This is a genomic window from Sphingobacterium siyangense, assembly GCF_023277505.1.
Taxonomy (GTDB): domain Bacteria; phylum Bacteroidota; class Bacteroidia; order Sphingobacteriales; family Sphingobacteriaceae; genus Sphingobacterium; species Sphingobacterium siyangense.
Genome location: NZ_CP080574.1, coordinates 4,282,325 through 4,299,366, shown reverse-complemented (window position 1 = coordinate 4,299,366; position 17,042 = coordinate 4,282,325). Strand labels below are relative to the sequence as shown.

Here is a 17,042-nt window from a genome sequence, read left to right as displayed (position 1 = left end):
GCCGAAGTATCTTCTACTTCGGCTTTTTTTTGTGGGCAAAATATATTTTTCTATTAGTGCATCATGGACCGGATCTGATAACTTGTCTTAAAATAAGGTATTTCCTGTGTTTTTGTTGGGATAGGTTAGATCCAAGTCGAATGTTGTATTCAGTTTTTTGATAAAATGTGTCGCCAGTAACGGTGATTCTACCTCAATATTCTGGTGGATAAAGAAATACAATTTTTGCAACCCGTTTTCCCGCCATAGTTTCAGAACATCAATCCATTGATCCAGTCGATCATAGTCTGTTGCATGATTTGCACCTACATATCGAACAAAAGCAATCGGGGTGGTCAGGCGCATATGGAGCATATCTCTCCGGCCTGCAGTATCGACCAGTACATTGGTCACATTGGTTTCCTCCAACAGTGCATAGAGTTCTTTTGTTACTTCGGGTTTGGAAAACCAATCTTTATTTCGGACTTCCAACGCTAGCGGGACTTCTTTTGGCCAGTCATGAAGAAATAGTTTTAAACGGGCCATGTCCTTTGGATTATAATTGTCGTGCATCTGAAGAAAAGCCATACCCAGTTTTTCATCGAAATGAACAATGGAGTCCGTAAATAATTTTACTTTATCACCGGTATTCAGTAGTCTGCTGAAATGGCTGATGGATTGTGGTATTTTTGGGAAGAACTTGAAGTTAGCAGGTGTTTTCTTTTTCCAGGTCTCTACCTGGTCTATGCCAGGTGAATTGTAGAATGTAGCATTGAGTTCAATGCTGTTAAACTGTGTGGAGTAATAAGCAAGTTCGTCTTTTGTCCCTCTGGGATAAAAGCCTTTTAAATCTTGTTTATTCCATTTTGCACAGCCTACATATACCTCAAAAGGCTTGTCTATTTTGAAGTGCTGTAATAAGGTTAAGGTTTCTGGTGTAGTAGGAGGAAGGGTAAAATCGATTTCCTCGGGATGTTCTACTTGGCCGAATTTCATATCAGTTTTTTCTTAATTTATAATCAAATAATAGATGAGCCAGCAATGCCAACAGCGTATAGCATGTGCCTACGAAAATAACACCGGGCCATTGGAAGTGTTGCCATGCTTGTGCAGCAAAAAAAGTGCCTGTTGATCCGCCAATAAAATAGCTGACCATATATACGGTATTTAGTCGGTTGTTGGCACCAAGGTTTAGCGCATAGAAATCGCTTTGATTTAGGATATGCATCGACTGTAGGCCAAGATCGATGAGAATAACACCAAGGATCAGGCCCCAATAGTAATTGCCGAAGAGGGCGAATAATAACAAGCTGATTAACATCAATAGGATCGCGTACAAGATGATTTTTGCTTTGCCTATATAAATAGTTAGTTTATTGACAAAAGCAGCGGCAAGCGCCCCACATGCACCGACGAGGCCAAAGGCTCCTGCAGTTGCCGGGCCATCAAAGAAAGGTGGGGCTTCAAGATGGAAAACAAGCGTTGTAAAAAATGCAGAAAAAGCCCCAAATCCCATGGCTCCACGAAAAGCAGCCAACTGTAATACAGGTTGTTTCCTGGCAAAGTTCCAGACTGATCGCATCAATTCCTTATAAGAACCTTTAAAATTAGGCAGTACCTCTGGTAGTTTGAATGCGATGGTGATGGCTGTAATGACCATAATTGCTGACGCTATCCAATACATTTCGCGCCAGCCAAAGTAGGAACCGACAAACCCGCTTACAACCCTAGAAAGTAATATACCGATCAGCAGACCCGACATAACCATACCTATCGCTGAAGCCTGCTTTTCTTTGCTCGCAAGTTCGGCTGCCATGGGCACAAAAACCTGTGGAATAACAGATGTGAAACCTATCAGAAAGCTGAATAGCAAGATAGATAGGATAGAAGTAGACATGGCCATGCCTACCAAAGAAAAAATAATGAAAAAGAAATCGATCAAGATCATTTTCTTTCTTTTAAACATATCCCCTAAAGGAACGATCAGTAACAGGCCAAAGGCATATCCGATCTGCGTTAACATGGCCGAATTACTGACCATGGCCTCGTCAATATGTAGGTCTTTGGCAATCAAGCCCAATAGTGGTTGATTGTAATAATTATTGGCGACAACTAAGCCTGTGGCGATGGTCATCAACCACAAGGTTGCTTTGGATATCTCGTTTTTTGAATCTATTGTTTGCGACATGAGCAATTAATGTAATTCATTCCAGAGATCCTGAAATTGCTGTTTCAATGTTGCAACTTCCTGTTCCAATTGTGCAATTCGATCGAGTAAGATCTGGTCGTTCGAGGAGCTGCTCACCGGGCCACTATTTTCATAGGCCTCCAGATTGATTTCTCCTAATAAATGGATGTAGCGGACTTCTTTATGTCCCATTTGCTTAGGTAAGGACTTAAGATAGCCTTCTTGTGCCAATTTTTCCAATTGTTCATTGATTTCGCCCAACGATTCAAACTCATAAAGTCTTCCGGAGTTTGAATTAATTTCGCCTGCGGTCAGCGGTCCTCTGAGTAGCAATAAACAGACAATGGTTAATTCAGAGGGAACCAGTGGAAATTGTATGGCAAAATTGTGTTTGTACTTTGTTACACGAGATCCACCGCCAACAACTGTCGAGATTAAGCCCTTTTTCTTTAATATATCCAAAGTCGCAATAATATCTTCTTCTGTATATTGTACAACCGGTTTGCGGGAAGTCTTTTGGTTACAAGCAGCTTGTAAGCTGTTGATTGTCATTGGATAATATTCTGGAGTTACTTTTGATTTTTCGATTAGTGCGCCTAGTACACGTTGTTCCATGGCAGACAATTGGGGCAAATTAGTTGTTTCCATTTATTTTGAAGAATATAAATTTATGATCGAATACAAGTATGTTGTTATGGCAACATAACATGGGCTTGCTGTTTTGTTTCTTCTCAAAGATGCCCTTTTTCTCCTATAACTCCAAAAGATCTTTTTCTTATCTTCGCATAGAGTAATAGAAGATTTTAAGGTGCTTAAGATAGCTTTTCGTCAAGAATTTGTCCATCCCGTCAAAGAGGGGCATCGATTTCCGATGTTGAAATATGAGTTGATTCCTTTACAGTTAAAACATGAAGGTCTGGTAGAGGAGTCAAGTTTTTTCAGTCCTGAGCTCGCGAGTTTTGAGACATGCTGTTTAGTCCATGATCCAGTGTATGTAAAGCAGTTGTTTGAGCTTACTTTGGATTCCAAGATGGTTCGTAGAATAGGTTTTCCATTAAGTCAAAGCCTTGTTGATCGGGAGCGATATATCCTTGATGGGACGATCCGAAGTGCTAAATATGCACTTGAGTATGGTGTTGCTTTTACCATTGCCGGAGGAACACATCATGCGGGTTATGATTTTGGCGAAGGCTTCTGTTTGCTGAATGATCAAGCGACTGCCGCAGGCTACTTATTGAAGTATAAATATGCTAGCCGTATCCTCATTATTGACCTGGATGTGCACCAAGGAAATGGTACTGCCCATATTTTTGAGGGGCATAACCGGGTGTTTACTTTTTCAATGCATGGTGAGAAAAACTATCCCTTTGTCAAACAGCGTTCCCATTTGGATATTGGCTTAGCAGATCATATTACTGATATGGAATATCTCACTTTATTGGAAGAGAGTTTGGTTGATGTATTTCGGGAATTTGAGCCTGATTTCGTTTTCTACCAGGCTGGGGTAGATATTTTGGAAACAGATAAGCTGGGTAAATTGAACTTAAGCAGCAGTACCTGTCATCGAAGAGATGAATTGGTCTTTCAAATGTGCCATAAACACAATATCCCTGTTCAAGTAAGTATGGGCGGAGGTTATTCTCCTGAAATTAAAGATATTGTCAATGCACATTGTCAGACTTTTAGAATAGCAATAGATATATATAATTTATAAGATAAGAAATATGTTTTTTCACCAAGATGCAACTTTTGAAGCGTTATCTATTCATCGTGTAGGCAATAAAGCGCAAGATGAATTTTATATTTTGTCGGATGCCCCGGTATCTCTTGAAGGAGACGATGTGTTACCTGGACTCCTGATGCAGTATTTTATGAGTCCTTTTGCAAAGGTGAATGAAGTATATCGCTTATATCATCCCAATGGAGAGTTGGAGCTGAATGAGATTTTCTATTTTGTAAGACAGTATTTTAAGGAGCAGCTTCCATTTCATGATTTTTCCCAACAAATTTCAAAACACCTTTATGAGGTATCCAACCATCCTAAAATTAAAGCTGGAGAGGTATATGTAGTTGCCTTAAAAAATGTGCAGATCGAAGGGGAAGAACATGATGCGATTGGTATATTCAAATCTGAGAATAAAGAGACTTATCTGAAAGTATATCCGGAGCAAGGTGCTTTTATGTTGGAATATGAGCAGGAGGCGATCAATATCAATAAACTGGACAAGGGCTGTATTATTGTCAATGTGGAAGAAGAAGAGGGGTATAAGGTGCTGGTTCTCGATCAGACAAACCGTCAACAGGAGGCTGTGTATTGGAAAGATGAATTTCTGCAGCTTCGCGTGCGTAACGATAATTTCAATCAAACGGGGAATTACCTGAAAGTGTACAAGAACTTTGTTCAGGAAAAATTAGACGAAACGTTTGAATTGGAGAAAGCGGACAAGATTGATCTGATGAACAAATCCATGAATTACTTTAAGGAAAAGGAAACTTTTGTTCAGGAAGAGTTTGAGGAGGAAGTATTGGGTAACCCGCAGGCGATTGCTTTATTTCAGGACTTTAAAGCTGGTTTTGAAGATGAATTTGACTCTCCATTTCAGGCAAGTTTTGAAATAGCAGATAAAGCGGTGAAAAAAATGGAATCTTCTTACAAGTCTGTTTTAAAGCTGGATAAGAACTTTCATATTTATGTTCATGGTAAACGAGAATATCTTGAGAAAGGTTACGATGAGGATAAAGGCATGAATTATTACAAGGTCTATTTTGAGAACGAAAGCTAATCGTTTTATATCATTATTTGAATGGAAAAGCGCAATAAAATAGCTGTTTTCACGCTGCTGTTACTTCTGATTGGAATTTTTATTTTCTCCCTGATTGAGAAACATAGCCAATGGATTGAGGTGTTTTATGCGCGCGGCTTTTACCGTTCCTTTAGCCATGTGCCAAGATTTATTTTTGGTTATGTTCCTTTTAGTTTAGGTGATCTATTTTATGCTATAGTAGTTGGGTTGCTACTTTATTCAATTGCTAAATTGATCGGAAATTTATGGAAAGAAAGATGGAAGAATTCCTTTCGTCCGGTTCTATTTATCATAAACTTGTTATTGGGTATCTATTTTTTCTTTTACCTATCTTGGGGCCTGAATTATTATCGTGAACCAATCAGTACCAATGCCAATTTGCAAGTTGATAGCTTAAAGTTAGCCGATTATCTCCTGGTTTTGAATGGGTTTCTGGACAGTACAAATAATTTACGGGAACATGTGGATCCATCCCAATGGGAAGAGCATAAAGAAACTATTCAAACGGATTTGAGTACATGGGTACAACAGGATACGGCTTTTGCTGATTTCTTGTCAAGGGGTCAAATTAGGGCAAAATCACCAATAAATAGCAGGATAGTCTCTTTTTTTGGTGTCTCGGGCTATTTTAATCCTTTTACCCATGAAGCACAGGTTAATAAAGCAATGCCAGTCACCTTTTTACCTTTTACAACAGTGCATGAACTTGCACATCAACAGGGAATTGGTTTTGAAGACGAGGCGAATTTTATAGCTTTTGTTCGCTTACAGCAACATCCACAGTCCTTTTACCGATACTCGGCTTATCTACAGACCACGCTTTATATGTTACGTGAACTGCAGGGTATGTATCCTGATTTAAGAAAGGATTACAAGGGAAGATTAAGCGCGAAAGTATTGAAAGACGTGGAAAAAGAACGGTATTTTTGGAGTCAATACACGGGTTGGGCCGACGATGTGATGGGATTGTTTTATAATCAATACCTGAAACATAACAATCAACAGGAAGGAATAGCACGGTACGACCGTATGACGCGGTTGGTATTGGCCTATGAGCTTAAAAGAAAAGGGTGTAGATAATAATGAACCCATAAAAAAGGCGCATTAGAGAATAATACGCCTTTTTTATGGGTTAAGGATTTCGTTATTGTGTTGAAATTAGTTCAAATGTACCTTCAGTTCCGGCGCTGCCAGAATAAATTTGTCCTTGAGGCAACCCTCTTAATCCGGTGGGAGCAGTTTTAATCCGGTCATAGATGTTTCTCAAGTCTGTGTTTGCATTGACAGCCCGTCCACCTGCAGCTACGTCTCCATAGATATAGTTCGCCGCTTTTTTGTTTGTTGTTTGCGGTTTGAGACTGCCATCTGTTAAAGTGACTTTAATTTTTCCTCCGTTCCCATTGGGAAAAGTTTTGGTACCATTAAAAGCGTCATCTCCCTTTGCAATGATATAAAGAGAACCTAATTTTTGAAAATTAGCATTGATGTCAAAGTTTGCACCGTTATTCTTTCCATCGGTTCCATAGATGGTTGCCTTATTTCCAATTTCAGCATAACCAATCGTTAGCTTGACATTTTTCTTGCCATAGAACGAAAGGGTAGCATTGTCTTTCATGATTAAAGTATCGATGTGCATGACGACAGTTGAGTCTCTATTATCGATATTTTTTTTTGCCTTTTTGCCAATTTCCAGTTTAGAAATATGTTGTGTTTCTTGTGCTTTCCCAGTGAAGATCATTGCAAAGCAAAGAAAAAAGCCGAGAATAAATTTAAATTTCATAAAACTTTTAATTAATTGTAACTAACTAGTAGTTTGACAAATAAAAGGTAAAAGAGTTTAAATTTTAGCGAGATATTTTACAATTAATTTGGCAGTTTTCTCTGATGCGCCAGGAGAACCTAGTTTCTCAGCCAAAATATCGTAGTTTTCCATCACACTTGCGCGATGAGCTTTATTATTGATAAGTTCGCCTACTTCATATGAAATATCATATGCCGTGCAGTCGTCTTGAATCAATTCCCTCACTGATAAGAAATTATTAATTAGATTCACTAGAGAGATAAATTTAACCTTGATGACTAATTTGGCTATCCATACAGATATTGCGTTAGCCTTATAAACGACAACCTGAGGTACTTTCAGAATACCTGTTTCAAGAGTAGCCGTCCCACTTGTAACGACAGCGGCTTCTGCGTTGTGGAGAATATCGTACGTTTGATCGAAGATCACGGGAATATCAATACCTTTAAAAAACTGCTTGTAGTAGGCTTCATCAAAATTAGGAGCACCGGCGATGACAAATTGATGAACAGGAAAGAAAAACGGAAGTTCGGCCATGATAGGGAGAAGCTTGGAAATTTCCATTTCGCGGCTTCCCGGTAAAAGGGCGATCAGTGGTTTTTCTGAAAGTCCATTTTGTGCTCTAAATTTGGGATTGAAATTATAGGTTGAAATCGCATCCAAAAGCGGGTTTCCAACGTAATCAACGGGCATGCTCCACTTCTTATAAAAATCTACCTCAAAAGGCAAAATACAAAACATATGGTCGACAATGCGTTTGATTTTCTTTACGCGACCTTGATTCCAGGCCCACACTTTTGGGGAAATATAATAGCATGTTTTGATTCCATGTTTTTTTGCAAAATCAGCAATTTTCAAATTGAAGCCCGGGAAATCTATTAGAATGACGGTGTCCGGTTTTTCTTTTAATAGATCATTTTTAACAAGTTTGAGATTCCTAGATATCTTTGGCAGATTTTTTAAAACTTCTATAAAGCCCATAAAAGCCATTTCTGAAGTATGTATTAATGCTTTTTTTTCGGCCTCTGCTTGCATTAGATTTCCCCCGACTATTTGAAAAGTCGCATTGGGGTCTTCAATTTTTAATGCTTTAATAAGATTGGCGCCATGTAAGTCCCCTGAAGTTTCACCTGCAATAAGATAGTATTTCATATGTCAACGATTTATTCTTTAATGATCATTTGGAATATCTTTTATCGTTAAAACTGCGTTTCGTCTTAACGATGAGTACTTCATTGAAATGATCGTTTTTTGAACTGTTAAAGATAAGATTATTCTAGGTATATGATGACTTTGAACATATTATTCCATATCTTTAATTAAAGATGTTCAACTTTTGAAGAAAATATCCTAAGTATAAAAGCTAAATAGTATTTTTGTCTTATGCAACGATTATGGTCTTTAATAAGAAATAAGTATTTGTTAGCCGCTTTGGCTTTTCTCGTGTGGATGTTATTTTTTGATCGAAATGACTTTGCCACGCAATATAGTTATCAAAAGCAGAAAGCAAATTTGGAAAGTGAACGCTCCTTCTATCTGAAGGAGAATGCCGCCATCATTAAGACAATTAACGATATTCGATCAAATCCGCAAGAAGTGCAACGTATTGCTCGTGAGAAGTATAAGATGAAAAAAGACAATGAGGATATTTATGTGATTACTAAAGTAGCAGCTAAAGAGAATCATTAAGATCTACAGTATCGTATAAAATGAAAAACAACGGCCATCATGTTTACATGACGGCCGTTGTTATAAAGTATATAGATATGGGTATTTTAATTTGCGGCTTGCGCTACTAAACCAATGTATAATGGTTTCTTTTCATCATTAGCTTTGCCTATGAGTATTAATGAATAATAATAGCCTTCAACCAATTTAATGTCGCTGCGTGTTGCGATTGTTTTTCCCGCTTTATCACGAGCTGTTACAGTGAATGTACCACTTTTTTGAGCGATAAAGCCCTGATGGGCACTTGCCGAATTCTGTGTTTCTTGCGCTCTATTTGTCCATTCTGATGGGGAAGCCTGATCGCCTATTTTAAGGCTAACTAAATCCGTACCTTCAGCAAGATTAAAGAAGCGTAAACCAGACTCTGTATTTTTGATGTCTTTATTGATTCGATCTGTAGTGATCACCTGTACGGGTTTGGATTTCGTTCCAAATAAAAAGGATGTATATATGGTGCTGTCTTTGACAGTTATTGTTGTATCTGTCAAGATAGTATTATATTCAGCAGAAACTGCTATTTTTCGTGCGCCTGTAAATAATAAGCCTATTTGAGCATAACTCTTGAATCCCAGTGGATAATTGGGGTTTTGAAGTGAGCCTCCGTCCGCATAATAGATAACTGCATTGGAGTCGCTGTAGCCATTGACCATGGTAAACAATGCACCAGGAATTGGCTGGTCATCGTTATCTTTAAGACAGCTTGTTAAAAAAAAGGCCGCTAAAGCAATAGCAATAAAATTAAATAATCTATAGTTTTTCATAACCGTGTAATATTAAAATCTGTTTTTGTGACTCACATTGCGCTTGTGTTGTCTATTATACGGAGATGACTGACACTTTGCTACAGCGATTTGTAAAAATAATAAAAATCTATGTTCAGACCTCGTTTTTTATTCCGATAGCCTTTGCAAGCCAGTTTTTAAAGATGGTGGTTAATCGGATCGGCGGCAGAAGAATATGGTTCCTAGGCAAAATTTAATCAGTTTGAGGGAAAGGATTTGCTTATGTTGCGATATGCAATCCGATTTTGATTCGAGTTTGGTTTAGGGCGAGGATTTGGATTGTTAAACTAGTAATCCTAATTTTGAAGTATGAACAATAGAATCAAAAGAATTGCGAAGGGAATGTTTGAGCAGTTTAGGCATCGTAAAATTACGGAATCTGAATTTGTACAGGCGGAAGCAAAAGCGAGGAATCTAGGGGGCTATATGGACGACTTCAACGTATTAATTGCAATGTGTAAGGACACAGTTACGGGGAAGTATAAAATGGATAAATGGAATTTATCGATTATTATTGGAACGATACTTTATGTGGTTTCGCCGATTGATGCGATTCCTGATTTTATTCTTGTTGGTGGGTGGATAGATGATGTGGCCATTGTTGGTTATGCGATTCGCAAACTTAGCGCTGAGATGGAACAGTATAAGCGTTCAAAGTTTCCTGTAGAAGCGAGATAAATAAAAAAAGCTACTTTTCTAAAGTAGCTTTTTTTATTTATTATTGAAGTTCAACTAGTGCTTAAAGTGTCTAACACCTGTTGTTACCATGGAGATTCCTTTTTCATTGGCCATATCAATTGACAATTGATCTTTGATTGAACCACCAGGTTGCAACACCGCCGCGATACCAGCTTCTGAAGCAATTTCCACACAATCAGGGAAAGGGAAGAAGGCATCCGATGCCATCGCACAGCCTTTAAGGTCAAAACCGAAAGAAATGGCCTTCTCAATAGCTTGTTTCAATGCATCTACACGAGAAGTTTGGCCTACGCCTGAAGCTAACAAAGTACCATTTTTAGCAAATACGATTGTATTTGACTTGGTGTGTTTTACAATTTTGTTCGCAAAATAAAGGTCCTCCAGTTGTTCTGCAGTAGGCTGTACTTGTGTTACCGTAACCATTTGTTCAGGTCCTTCAATCGTATTGTCTTTATCTTGAAGAATGACGCCGTTCAATAAAGTTTTGAACTGTTGTTCTGGCAATGTAACCTCTTTACGAACCAAAATAATTCTGTTTTTCTTTGCGGTAAGTATAGCGATCGCTTCTTCAGAATAAGAAGGTGCAATCAACACCTCGAAGAATAATTTATTGATCTCCTCAGCTGTTGCAGCATCAACTTGACCATTCGTTATTAAGACTCCACCGAAAGCTGAAACAGGATCACATGCTAAAGCATCTAACCAAGCTTGTTTGATTGTTGAACGGGAGGCAACTCCACAAGCATTTGTGTGTTTTAAGATCGCGAATGTAGGTTCTGTGAACTCATCAATCAAAGCAACGGCAGCATCAACGTCAACCAGATTGTTGTAAGATAACTCTTTACCGTTTAATTTATCAAACATCTTATCTAAATCACCGAAGAAAGTGCCTTTTTGGTGTGGGTTTTCACCATAGCGCAACACCTGCGCTTTTTGCTCAGATTGTTTAAAAACCTGAAGCGGATTTTCTTGATTGAAATAGTTGAAGATTGCCGTATCGTAATGCGAAGATGTATTGAATGCACGTTTAGCAAATTCTTTACGTTGTTCCAATGACGTATTACCTTCTTGGTTTGCTAGTATTTCTTCCAATTCTTTGTAATCATTTTTGGAAGAGATAATAACAACATCGTTAAAGTTTTTAGCGGCAGCGCGTATCAATGAAATTCCACCGATATCTATTTTCTCGATAATATCTTGCTCGGATGCACCGGAAGCAACAGTTTCTTCAAAAGGGTACAAATCCACAATAACCAAATCGATCTCAGGTATTTCATACTGAGCAAGCTGTTGTTGATCCGACTCAAGCGGGCGGCGCGCCAAAATACCGCCAAATACTTTTGGATGCAATGTTTTTACACGGCCTCCTAAAATAGAAGGGTAGCTGGTGAGGTCTTCAACTGGAACAACATCTATACCTAAATCTTTGATAAATGTTTCTGTTCCACCAGTGGAATAGAAGGTAACACCGTATTTGTTTAATAATTCAACTAAAGGAGCAAGGCCGTCTTTATAATAGACTGAAACCAATGCATTTTTAATCTTTACAGGATGGTTCATTATGATGGATTTGTTTCGTGGCGCAAAGATAGGTATTTAAAATCTTGATACCAATAAATCAAGTACTTTAAATAGAAAGGAGAATCTGTTTACGAGATTCTCCTTTCTACATTGTTTTAATTTTATACCAAATTGAGCTTTAATTTTAGCTCTTCAGAAATTTGGTTGGTGATATCCCAGATTGGTTCTGGTTCATCGGTATTGTTAAATATAACCTGATCGCAAGTATCTCGGTAGGGAAGTAGGAATTCGTTGTAGGAAGGCAGCACATGGTTTACCCATTTGTACATAACATCATCTTCAAAGTAGCCACGTTCAACCAGATCACGGTGTAGACGTCGTCTTAATGCGATATCCTGATCAGCGCTTAAAAATATCTTATGATTGATTAAATTATTAATTTCCGTATAATAGAAAATGAATAGGCCCTCAATAATTAAAATGGGTGCCGGTTTAATTTCTAGTATCTTGGGGGTTAATGCCGGGTTGTTAAATGTATACTCTTCTTTATGTATTGTCTCACCGTTAAAGAGTGCCTTGATATCTTTATAAAAAGCATCTCTGTCGATTGATGTCGGAATATCGAAGTTATACAGCCTATTTTCCTCCTGGGTTTTAGTATTGGCAGGGATGTAATAATCATCTTGGGAAATTAAGGTTACCTCATTAGGCTTAAAATGTTTTAAAAAACTATTTAAAAAAAAAGTCTTTCCAGAGCCACTACTTCCGGCAATACCTATGACATACGGTTTGTTATTCATTCTTACTATGCTATAAAAGCTATTTTATTCTGTTAATTTTCTAGCGGTAATCCATACGCAATTTCGACCTGGAAGCGTTTATCAAGTGCGCCTATGCTTGCGGCGGCAGACTTTGACAACACGACAATTGCATTTTGGTTTTCGGCATTATCATTAAATTTACCGACCACTTTTGCGTAAGTAACACTTTTGGTCATTGGGTTGGTAATTTTTAGAATAGTACCTACTGGAGCGCTCTTATGAAGAGCAAGGTTGCTTGTACCCTGAGATGAAAGTCCATCAATCCACACACCAATACCACGTTCGGACTTTTCACGAATTCCGTAGCGGTTTGTTGAAATTTGATTTTCTTCTTTATCGTTATCGTCTGTAGAATCAGGCGTTACAATTTCGATTCCTTTAGGTTCAACTAATTTTGGCCGTTCAGGAGGTAGGGGCTGATTGGGGATCATAAGCTTCATTCCGCCGCCAATAACGTTATTTTTTAAATTGTTCGCTTTTTTGATATCTTCAACAGAAATACTGAATCTTTTAGATATGGCATAAAGTGTCTCTTTCTCTCCAACGATATATTCCGTAAAACCTTCTTGCTGTTGCGGATTACGCGGGTTTTGCACAGCCGTATTTCCACGGTCGTTGCTTACTGTTGATTTCGCTTTTCGACCTGTCGGAATCTTAACAATTTGCCCCAGGCTTAATGTTCCATTGCCATTTATTTGGGTCAATTGGCCCACCGTTGTTTTATACTTTTTACTTAACTGGTAATAATTGTCTCCTTTTTCAATTTTGAACAACACGTATTCTTCACCATTGATTGCTTCAGTTCCTACTGAATCAGGGATAAAATCAGTACGTAAAGAAGTTGAATTCTTTGCTTCAACTTGTTGAATAGCTAATATCGCGATGGATAGAATAGCTATCTTTTTATATGTTTTTAATTCGAATAAAACTTTCATATATTTTGCAATTATACTAAATACGAAACAAACTCCCGTTTATTATCTGTCAAAAGGAATATTTGTTCGTGAATAAGAAAATAAATGTTGAAGAGCTTTAGTTCCAGCTCGGAAACTGCAATAATAGACTCTGTCAATTTTTCTCTTGTGGATTGCACTAGCCTGATTTGATAACGATTGTTTCTGTCTTTTTCATAGAAAGCCCAAATAAAGTAGTCATTCACCGTATTTATCCAGAGTTCACCATCAATTGGGAAGTCCTTCAAAAAAAGGGGAATGTCACCATTGTAGATAATAGGATAGACGAGCTCGCTGGCATAAGGTTTAAAGGGAATTTTATTTTTGCTTTCAATCGACATCGATTGGAGGTTCAAAAATAACTGGAAGCCTTCTGCTATTACTTTTGGTCTAATAAGTACACCTTGATCAACCATACCGATGAATATGTAGTTGAACCAGGTTTCTTGAAGCTGTGGATTGTAGCAATCGATTACCTGTATGCCTGCGTCGATAGGTGAATTATTGGCAATCTTCTTAAGTATTAATTTTTTGCATTGAATTCCAGCTAGGACCCACTCTTTGGCTATTGCCTTGAAGTCTTGTAATACGTAAGTTCCTTCAAAAGTGACTACATTAAAATAGGGCAGGGTATCGTCTGGGTTTCTGGTCTCCACAGCGATCAATTTATTCTCCGCATCGATTTCTATCCGCCAAATGGGGTATGTAAAAATGAAATTGAATGCTTTTGAAATTGTGTGATTTGCCATGTAATTTTCAATCCAAGGGGACAAACTTAGATAAAGTTACCTTTATATACAAGTATAATCACGCGTAAACTAATTTTATCGTGTTTATGTTTGTTTTCTGCTATTTTTTCTCAAAAAAAAAAGTCCAGACATAGCTGGACTTTTTTGAGAAAAATATAGTTTAAAATTTTGAACCAATTGTTAGTAAAACATTAGTCCGTTGATTTTTTATGTCTGCTACTGGACTAGCATTATTCCAGTAGTTCTCATTAATCAAATATGGGCTTTCTTTGTAGTTGACTGCATTATACGCACCAGTCAGATCAACATACATGCCACGGCCAAGTTTAGCGCCGATACCTAAAGATGCTGTATAATTCGTATAGTCTGCATTTTTATAGGGGTTACCACTGTAGTTGAAACCAGCTCTTCCGCTGAATACATTGTCAAACATCACTTCACCACCAATTCGGGCATTAAATGCACCTTGGTAAGTATCTTTGATGTTTTGGTTCATGTTCTTTTCTAACGTTTTACTGTAGTTTCCTATATCTTTAAAACGCATAGCTGCATAATCTACCCATTCGACATCAGCGGTTATTAGTCCTCTTGAAAATAATTGGCTCGCCCCAAGAGACAATTTATAGGGGGTATTCATATTATATTCCAAGTAACTGTGTCCTGCGTCATCACTGGTTCTATACTCTTTAAATGATTTGTCTTCATTTGGCCTGAAGTAACGGAACTCAGAATTAATATATGATTCATCCCGGATGCTCATAAATGTAGGTGACTTAGCGGTGAAACCCATGCTAAACGTTGGTGTAAATTTATAGATTACCCCAAGTTTAAAGTCTACACCAGTACCATCAGTGGCTTGCGCATAATCATCATATAACTCATAATCTTTATCCAACATGGCATACTTTTGGGTATTGGTTGGTTTTAAAAATTCTGAATCTTTGTTGATGGCTTTTAATTGGTCGGCCGTCATTGTTTGACCATATTCTGTAAACCAGCTGGAATTGTCGTAGCTAAATGCGGTGAAACCTAAAGAGGCTCCTAAATACAATTTGTTGCTATAATTGGCTCCAAATGACAATACAGATTCGGATTTACTACCTTTTTCTAGGATGGAATTTACTTGATTAAAGCCATTTTTTCCATCAAAAGTTCCGCCGACAGTAATCGGGATATAGGCGCCTGCATTTTTGGGGTCTACGTCGAATAATAAAGAGTTGTTATAGACTTCCTGGCCCCAACCTTGTGTTCCTCCGACGTCCGAAAGACGGTCTGAATAAGCATCTGATATCGAACTTGTATTATTTACTCCTCGATACTCTAGTAGGTTGTTATAGACATAATTGCGGTTGTAAGCAATACCAACATTAAAATTCAACCAGCCCCTATCCAGGTTACCTCCATTGCGGTAAGTTGGGAGGTGAAAAACGATTCCAGCATTATCTAAGTTGAAATTATTCTTGCTGCTGTTTGAATTTTGACCAAAATAGTCGGTTTTGTTTTTATTGTTAAGGTACCTGCCAGTTACTGATACATCAGACTGATTGAAGTAACCCAAACCTGCAGGGTTACTCGTAATTGAACTTATATCTCCACCTAAGGCAGTTGAAGCATTTCCCATGGCTTTAAAACGAGCTGTTCCGCCATTGTCCCCTTGGGAGAATAAAAGTACATCTTTCGTATATTGCGCTTGAGTAGTCCCTGCTGCACCTAAAACGAATGCAGTTCCAAAAAGTAATTTTTTGATTGTCATATGCTAAAATATCGTCAATAATAATCAGTAGCACACAAGATGCTGTATGCTACTGTTTAAATGCTTTTAACTATCGAGTACGTCCTCCACTTGATCTTGAGCTACCGCCTCCGGAGAAGCCTCCTCCCGAAGATCTAGAACTACCACCTCCAGAAAAACCACCACTAGAGCGTGATGATGAACCACTATCATAGCTTCTTGTTGGCGGAGTATAAGATGGTCTTGACGTTGAGCTTGGGTTGCTGGAACGTGTTTCCATCGAACGGCTCATTGGACGAGATACTTCACCTGAACTGTTTCGTGATCTGGAATCATTATTATAATATCCGCTAGAGGTGCTCCGTGTGTTGTTTGGATAGGAACCATTGACTCTATCTGACGTTCTTGAACGCATACCGTCTGAGTAAGCTCTATTCGACACACCATCCGATGTTCTTGTTCTTCCTCCAGTTCTATCGTATGATGAGCTCCGTGACGATACTGTGCCATCAGAATTTCTTGATCTGCTAGCAACGGATGTAATCCTTCCTCTAGAATCACGTGCTACGCCAGTACGGTCATATCCTCCAGAATTTCGAGCAACGCTGTTGCGGTCATATCCACCTGAAGTTCGGGTTCTTGATGATGAACTACGTGTGTTATAGTTATCTCTGTATACAGATCTACTTGATGCATACCTTGGTCTTGAGTTACCCCAGGAACCACCGCCCCAGTAACCGTTTCCGTACCAACCAGATCCCCAGTAGCCGCCGCCATACCAGCCACCCCAAGGTCTGTAACCGCCATACCAAGGAGATCCCCAGCCCCAGCTAGATCCCCAACCCCATCCGAGGCCGATAGACCAAGATGAACCCCATCCAGAGTTCCATCCCCATCCCATTCCGAACGATGGGCCGTATCCGTACCAACCGCCGAAACCATAACCATACCATGGATCAAAAAATGGGTCGAAATACGTCATGCCCGGACTAGCGTAATAGAAACGGTTGATACGATTGGCATATTCAAGATCTTCATAGGAATCATTGTTGTAATCCTGATCAGAATATTCGTCATCATAGTAACCGCCTTGCGCTTGCCCGTTTGGTTGGGACTGATCTGCATCTGTGTAATAGTAATCTGGGCTTTGATAAACCTTTTGTCTAGCTTGCCCATTATTGCCATAGACATCGTCGCCATAGATTTGCCTACTTGTACCGCAGGAACCCAGCATGAACGCTCCTGTTATGGCAAGTGCTCCGATAAATAATCTATTTTTTTTCAT

At 38.6% G+C, this 17,042-nt stretch carries 17 protein-coding genes; 5 read left to right on the top strand and 12 right to left on the bottom strand.

The features are described from left to right. Positions 1–87 precede the first annotated feature (87 nt). The 3 genes from K2F45_RS18105 to K2F45_RS18095 are packed head-to-tail and all read right to left on the bottom strand — an operon-like array spanning position 88 to position 2,815. Positions 88–975, bottom strand: a complete 888-nt coding sequence (locus K2F45_RS18105) for a DUF72 domain-containing protein (RefSeq protein ID WP_088162227.1) — start codon at positions 973–975, stop codon at positions 88–90. Between the two features lies 1 nt (position 976). Next, positions 977–2,167, bottom strand: coding sequence for an MFS transporter (locus tag K2F45_RS18100; RefSeq protein WP_248931994.1), 1,191 nt, complete (start codon positions 2,165–2,167; stop codon positions 977–979). A 6-nt stretch (positions 2,168–2,173) separates the two neighbouring features. Next, complete coding sequence (locus K2F45_RS18095) at positions 2,174–2,815, bottom strand: YceH family protein (RefSeq protein ID WP_248931993.1); 642 nt, start codon at positions 2,813–2,815, stop codon at positions 2,174–2,176. A 160-nt stretch (positions 2,816–2,975) separates the two neighbouring features. Here K2F45_RS18095 and K2F45_RS18090 point away from each other — a divergent pair, with 160 nt between their 5' ends. From K2F45_RS18090 to K2F45_RS18080, 3 genes are read left to right on the top strand one after another with little or no spacing between them, the layout of a single operon-like run. After that, positions 2,976–3,881, top strand: a complete 906-nt coding sequence (locus tag K2F45_RS18090) for a histone deacetylase family protein (RefSeq protein ID WP_248931992.1) — start codon at positions 2,976–2,978, stop codon at positions 3,879–3,881. 10 nt (positions 3,882–3,891) lie between these two features. Next, positions 3,892–4,950 (top strand): nucleoid-associated protein, encoded by a 1,059-nt coding sequence (locus K2F45_RS18085; RefSeq protein WP_248931991.1) that lies wholly within the window; start codon positions 3,892–3,894, stop codon positions 4,948–4,950. A gap of 21 nt (positions 4,951–4,971) precedes the next feature. Beyond that, positions 4,972–6,051: a DUF3810 domain-containing protein gene (locus tag K2F45_RS18080; protein WP_248931990.1), complete on the top strand. Its 1,080-nt coding sequence runs from the start codon at positions 4,972–4,974 to the stop codon at positions 6,049–6,051. A gap of 64 nt (positions 6,052–6,115) precedes the next feature. Here K2F45_RS18080 and K2F45_RS18075 read toward each other — a convergent pair whose 3' ends face one another. After that, positions 6,116–6,751 carry a hypothetical protein gene (locus tag K2F45_RS18075; protein WP_248931989.1) on the bottom strand — a complete coding sequence of 212 codons (636 nt, stop codon included), beginning with the start codon at positions 6,749–6,751 and terminating at the stop codon, positions 6,116–6,118. Between the two features lie 57 nt (positions 6,752–6,808). Continuing rightward, complete coding sequence (gene lpxB, locus K2F45_RS18070) at positions 6,809–7,924, bottom strand: lipid-A-disaccharide synthase (RefSeq protein WP_248931988.1); 1,116 nt, start codon at positions 7,922–7,924, stop codon at positions 6,809–6,811. A 231-nt stretch (positions 7,925–8,155) separates the two neighbouring features. Between lpxB and K2F45_RS18065 the strand changes: the two genes are divergently transcribed. Continuing rightward, positions 8,156–8,461, top strand: coding sequence for an FtsB family cell division protein (locus tag K2F45_RS18065; RefSeq protein ID WP_075993394.1), 306 nt, complete (start codon positions 8,156–8,158; stop codon positions 8,459–8,461). Between the two features lie 86 nt (positions 8,462–8,547). On the opposite strand, the gene K2F45_RS18060 is transcribed toward K2F45_RS18065, so the two are convergent. Next, positions 8,548–9,261, bottom strand: a complete 714-nt coding sequence (locus K2F45_RS18060) for a DUF4397 domain-containing protein (protein WP_248931987.1) — start codon at positions 9,259–9,261, stop codon at positions 8,548–8,550. 330 nt (positions 9,262–9,591) lie between these two features. Here K2F45_RS18060 and K2F45_RS18055 point away from each other — a divergent pair, with 330 nt between their 5' ends. Further along, positions 9,592–9,960 (top strand): YkvA family protein, encoded by a 369-nt coding sequence (locus K2F45_RS18055; RefSeq protein ID WP_075993392.1) that lies wholly within the window; start codon positions 9,592–9,594, stop codon positions 9,958–9,960. A 54-nt stretch (positions 9,961–10,014) separates the two neighbouring features. Here the strand turns inward: K2F45_RS18055 and purH are convergent, their stop codons facing one another. The 6 genes from purH to K2F45_RS18025 all read right to left on the bottom strand — a co-directional run bounded on the left by purH (position 10,015) and on the right by K2F45_RS18025 (position 17,042). Then, positions 10,015–11,541 (bottom strand): bifunctional phosphoribosylaminoimidazolecarboxamide formyltransferase/IMP cyclohydrolase, encoded by a 1,527-nt coding sequence (gene purH, locus K2F45_RS18050; RefSeq protein ID WP_075993391.1) that lies wholly within the window; start codon positions 11,539–11,541, stop codon positions 10,015–10,017. 122 nt (positions 11,542–11,663) lie between these two features. After that, positions 11,664–12,302 carry a uridine kinase family protein gene (locus K2F45_RS18045; RefSeq protein ID WP_248931986.1) on the bottom strand — a complete coding sequence of 213 codons (639 nt, stop codon included), beginning with the start codon at positions 12,300–12,302 and terminating at the stop codon, positions 11,664–11,666. Between the two features lie 32 nt (positions 12,303–12,334). Continuing rightward, positions 12,335–13,258, bottom strand: a complete 924-nt coding sequence (locus tag K2F45_RS18040) for a LysM peptidoglycan-binding domain-containing protein (RefSeq protein ID WP_248931985.1) — start codon at positions 13,256–13,258, stop codon at positions 12,335–12,337. An 11-nt stretch (positions 13,259–13,269) separates the two neighbouring features. Then, positions 13,270–14,025 (bottom strand): hypothetical protein, encoded by a 756-nt coding sequence (locus tag K2F45_RS18035; RefSeq protein WP_248931984.1) that lies wholly within the window; start codon positions 14,023–14,025, stop codon positions 13,270–13,272. A 160-nt stretch (positions 14,026–14,185) separates the two neighbouring features. Further along, on the bottom strand, positions 14,186–15,778 hold the full coding sequence (locus K2F45_RS18030) for an OmpP1/FadL family transporter (protein ID WP_248931983.1): 1,593 nt from the start codon (positions 15,776–15,778) through the stop codon (positions 14,186–14,188). Positions 15,779–15,848: 70 nt separating this feature from the next. Then, positions 15,849–17,042: a hypothetical protein gene (locus tag K2F45_RS18025; RefSeq protein WP_248931982.1), complete on the bottom strand. Its 1,194-nt coding sequence runs from the start codon at positions 17,040–17,042 to the stop codon at positions 15,849–15,851.

What these genes read in the sequence shown, in the direction of transcription:
- K2F45_RS18045 (WP_248931986.1), bottom strand. Translation starts at nt 12,302, where the DNA reads ATGAATAACAAACCGTATGTCATAGGTATTGCCGGAAGTAGTGGCTCT.
- K2F45_RS18085 (WP_248931991.1), top strand. Translation starts at nt 3,892, where the DNA reads ATGTTTTTTCACCAAGATGCAACTTTTGAAGCGTTATCTATTCATCGT.
- K2F45_RS18060 (WP_248931987.1), bottom strand. Translation starts at nt 9,261, where the DNA reads ATGAAAAACTATAGATTATTTAATTTTATTGCTATTGCTTTAGCGGCC.
- K2F45_RS18095 (WP_248931993.1), bottom strand. Translation starts at nt 2,815, where the DNA reads ATGGAAACAACTAATTTGCCCCAATTGTCTGCCATGGAACAACGTGTA.
- K2F45_RS18105 (WP_088162227.1), bottom strand. Translation starts at nt 975, where the DNA reads ATGAAATTCGGCCAAGTAGAACATCCCGAGGAAATCGATTTTACCCTT.
- K2F45_RS18030 (WP_248931983.1), bottom strand. Translation starts at nt 15,778, where the DNA reads ATGACAATCAAAAAATTACTTTTTGGAACTGCATTCGTTTTAGGTGCA.
- K2F45_RS18055 (WP_075993392.1), top strand. Translation starts at nt 9,592, where the DNA reads ATGAACAATAGAATCAAAAGAATTGCGAAGGGAATGTTTGAGCAGTTT.
- K2F45_RS18100 (WP_248931994.1), bottom strand. Translation starts at nt 2,167, where the DNA reads ATGTCGCAAACAATAGATTCAAAAAACGAGATATCCAAAGCAACCTTG.
- K2F45_RS18040 (WP_248931985.1), bottom strand. Translation starts at nt 13,258, where the DNA reads ATGAAAGTTTTATTCGAATTAAAAACATATAAAAAGATAGCTATTCTA.
- K2F45_RS18065 (WP_075993394.1), top strand. Translation starts at nt 8,156, where the DNA reads ATGCAACGATTATGGTCTTTAATAAGAAATAAGTATTTGTTAGCCGCT.
- purH (WP_075993391.1), bottom strand. Translation starts at nt 11,541, where the DNA reads ATGAACCATCCTGTAAAGATTAAAAATGCATTGGTTTCAGTCTATTAT.
- K2F45_RS18080 (WP_248931990.1), top strand. Translation starts at nt 4,972, where the DNA reads ATGGAAAAGCGCAATAAAATAGCTGTTTTCACGCTGCTGTTACTTCTG.
- K2F45_RS18035 (WP_248931984.1), bottom strand. Translation starts at nt 14,025, where the DNA reads ATGGCAAATCACACAATTTCAAAAGCATTCAATTTCATTTTTACATAC.
- K2F45_RS18075 (WP_248931989.1), bottom strand. Translation starts at nt 6,751, where the DNA reads ATGAAATTTAAATTTATTCTCGGCTTTTTTCTTTGCTTTGCAATGATC.
- K2F45_RS18025 (WP_248931982.1), bottom strand. Translation starts at nt 17,042, where the DNA reads ATGAAAAAAAATAGATTATTTATCGGAGCACTTGCCATAACAGGAGCG.
- lpxB (WP_248931988.1), bottom strand. Translation starts at nt 7,924, where the DNA reads ATGAAATACTATCTTATTGCAGGTGAAACTTCAGGGGACTTACATGGC.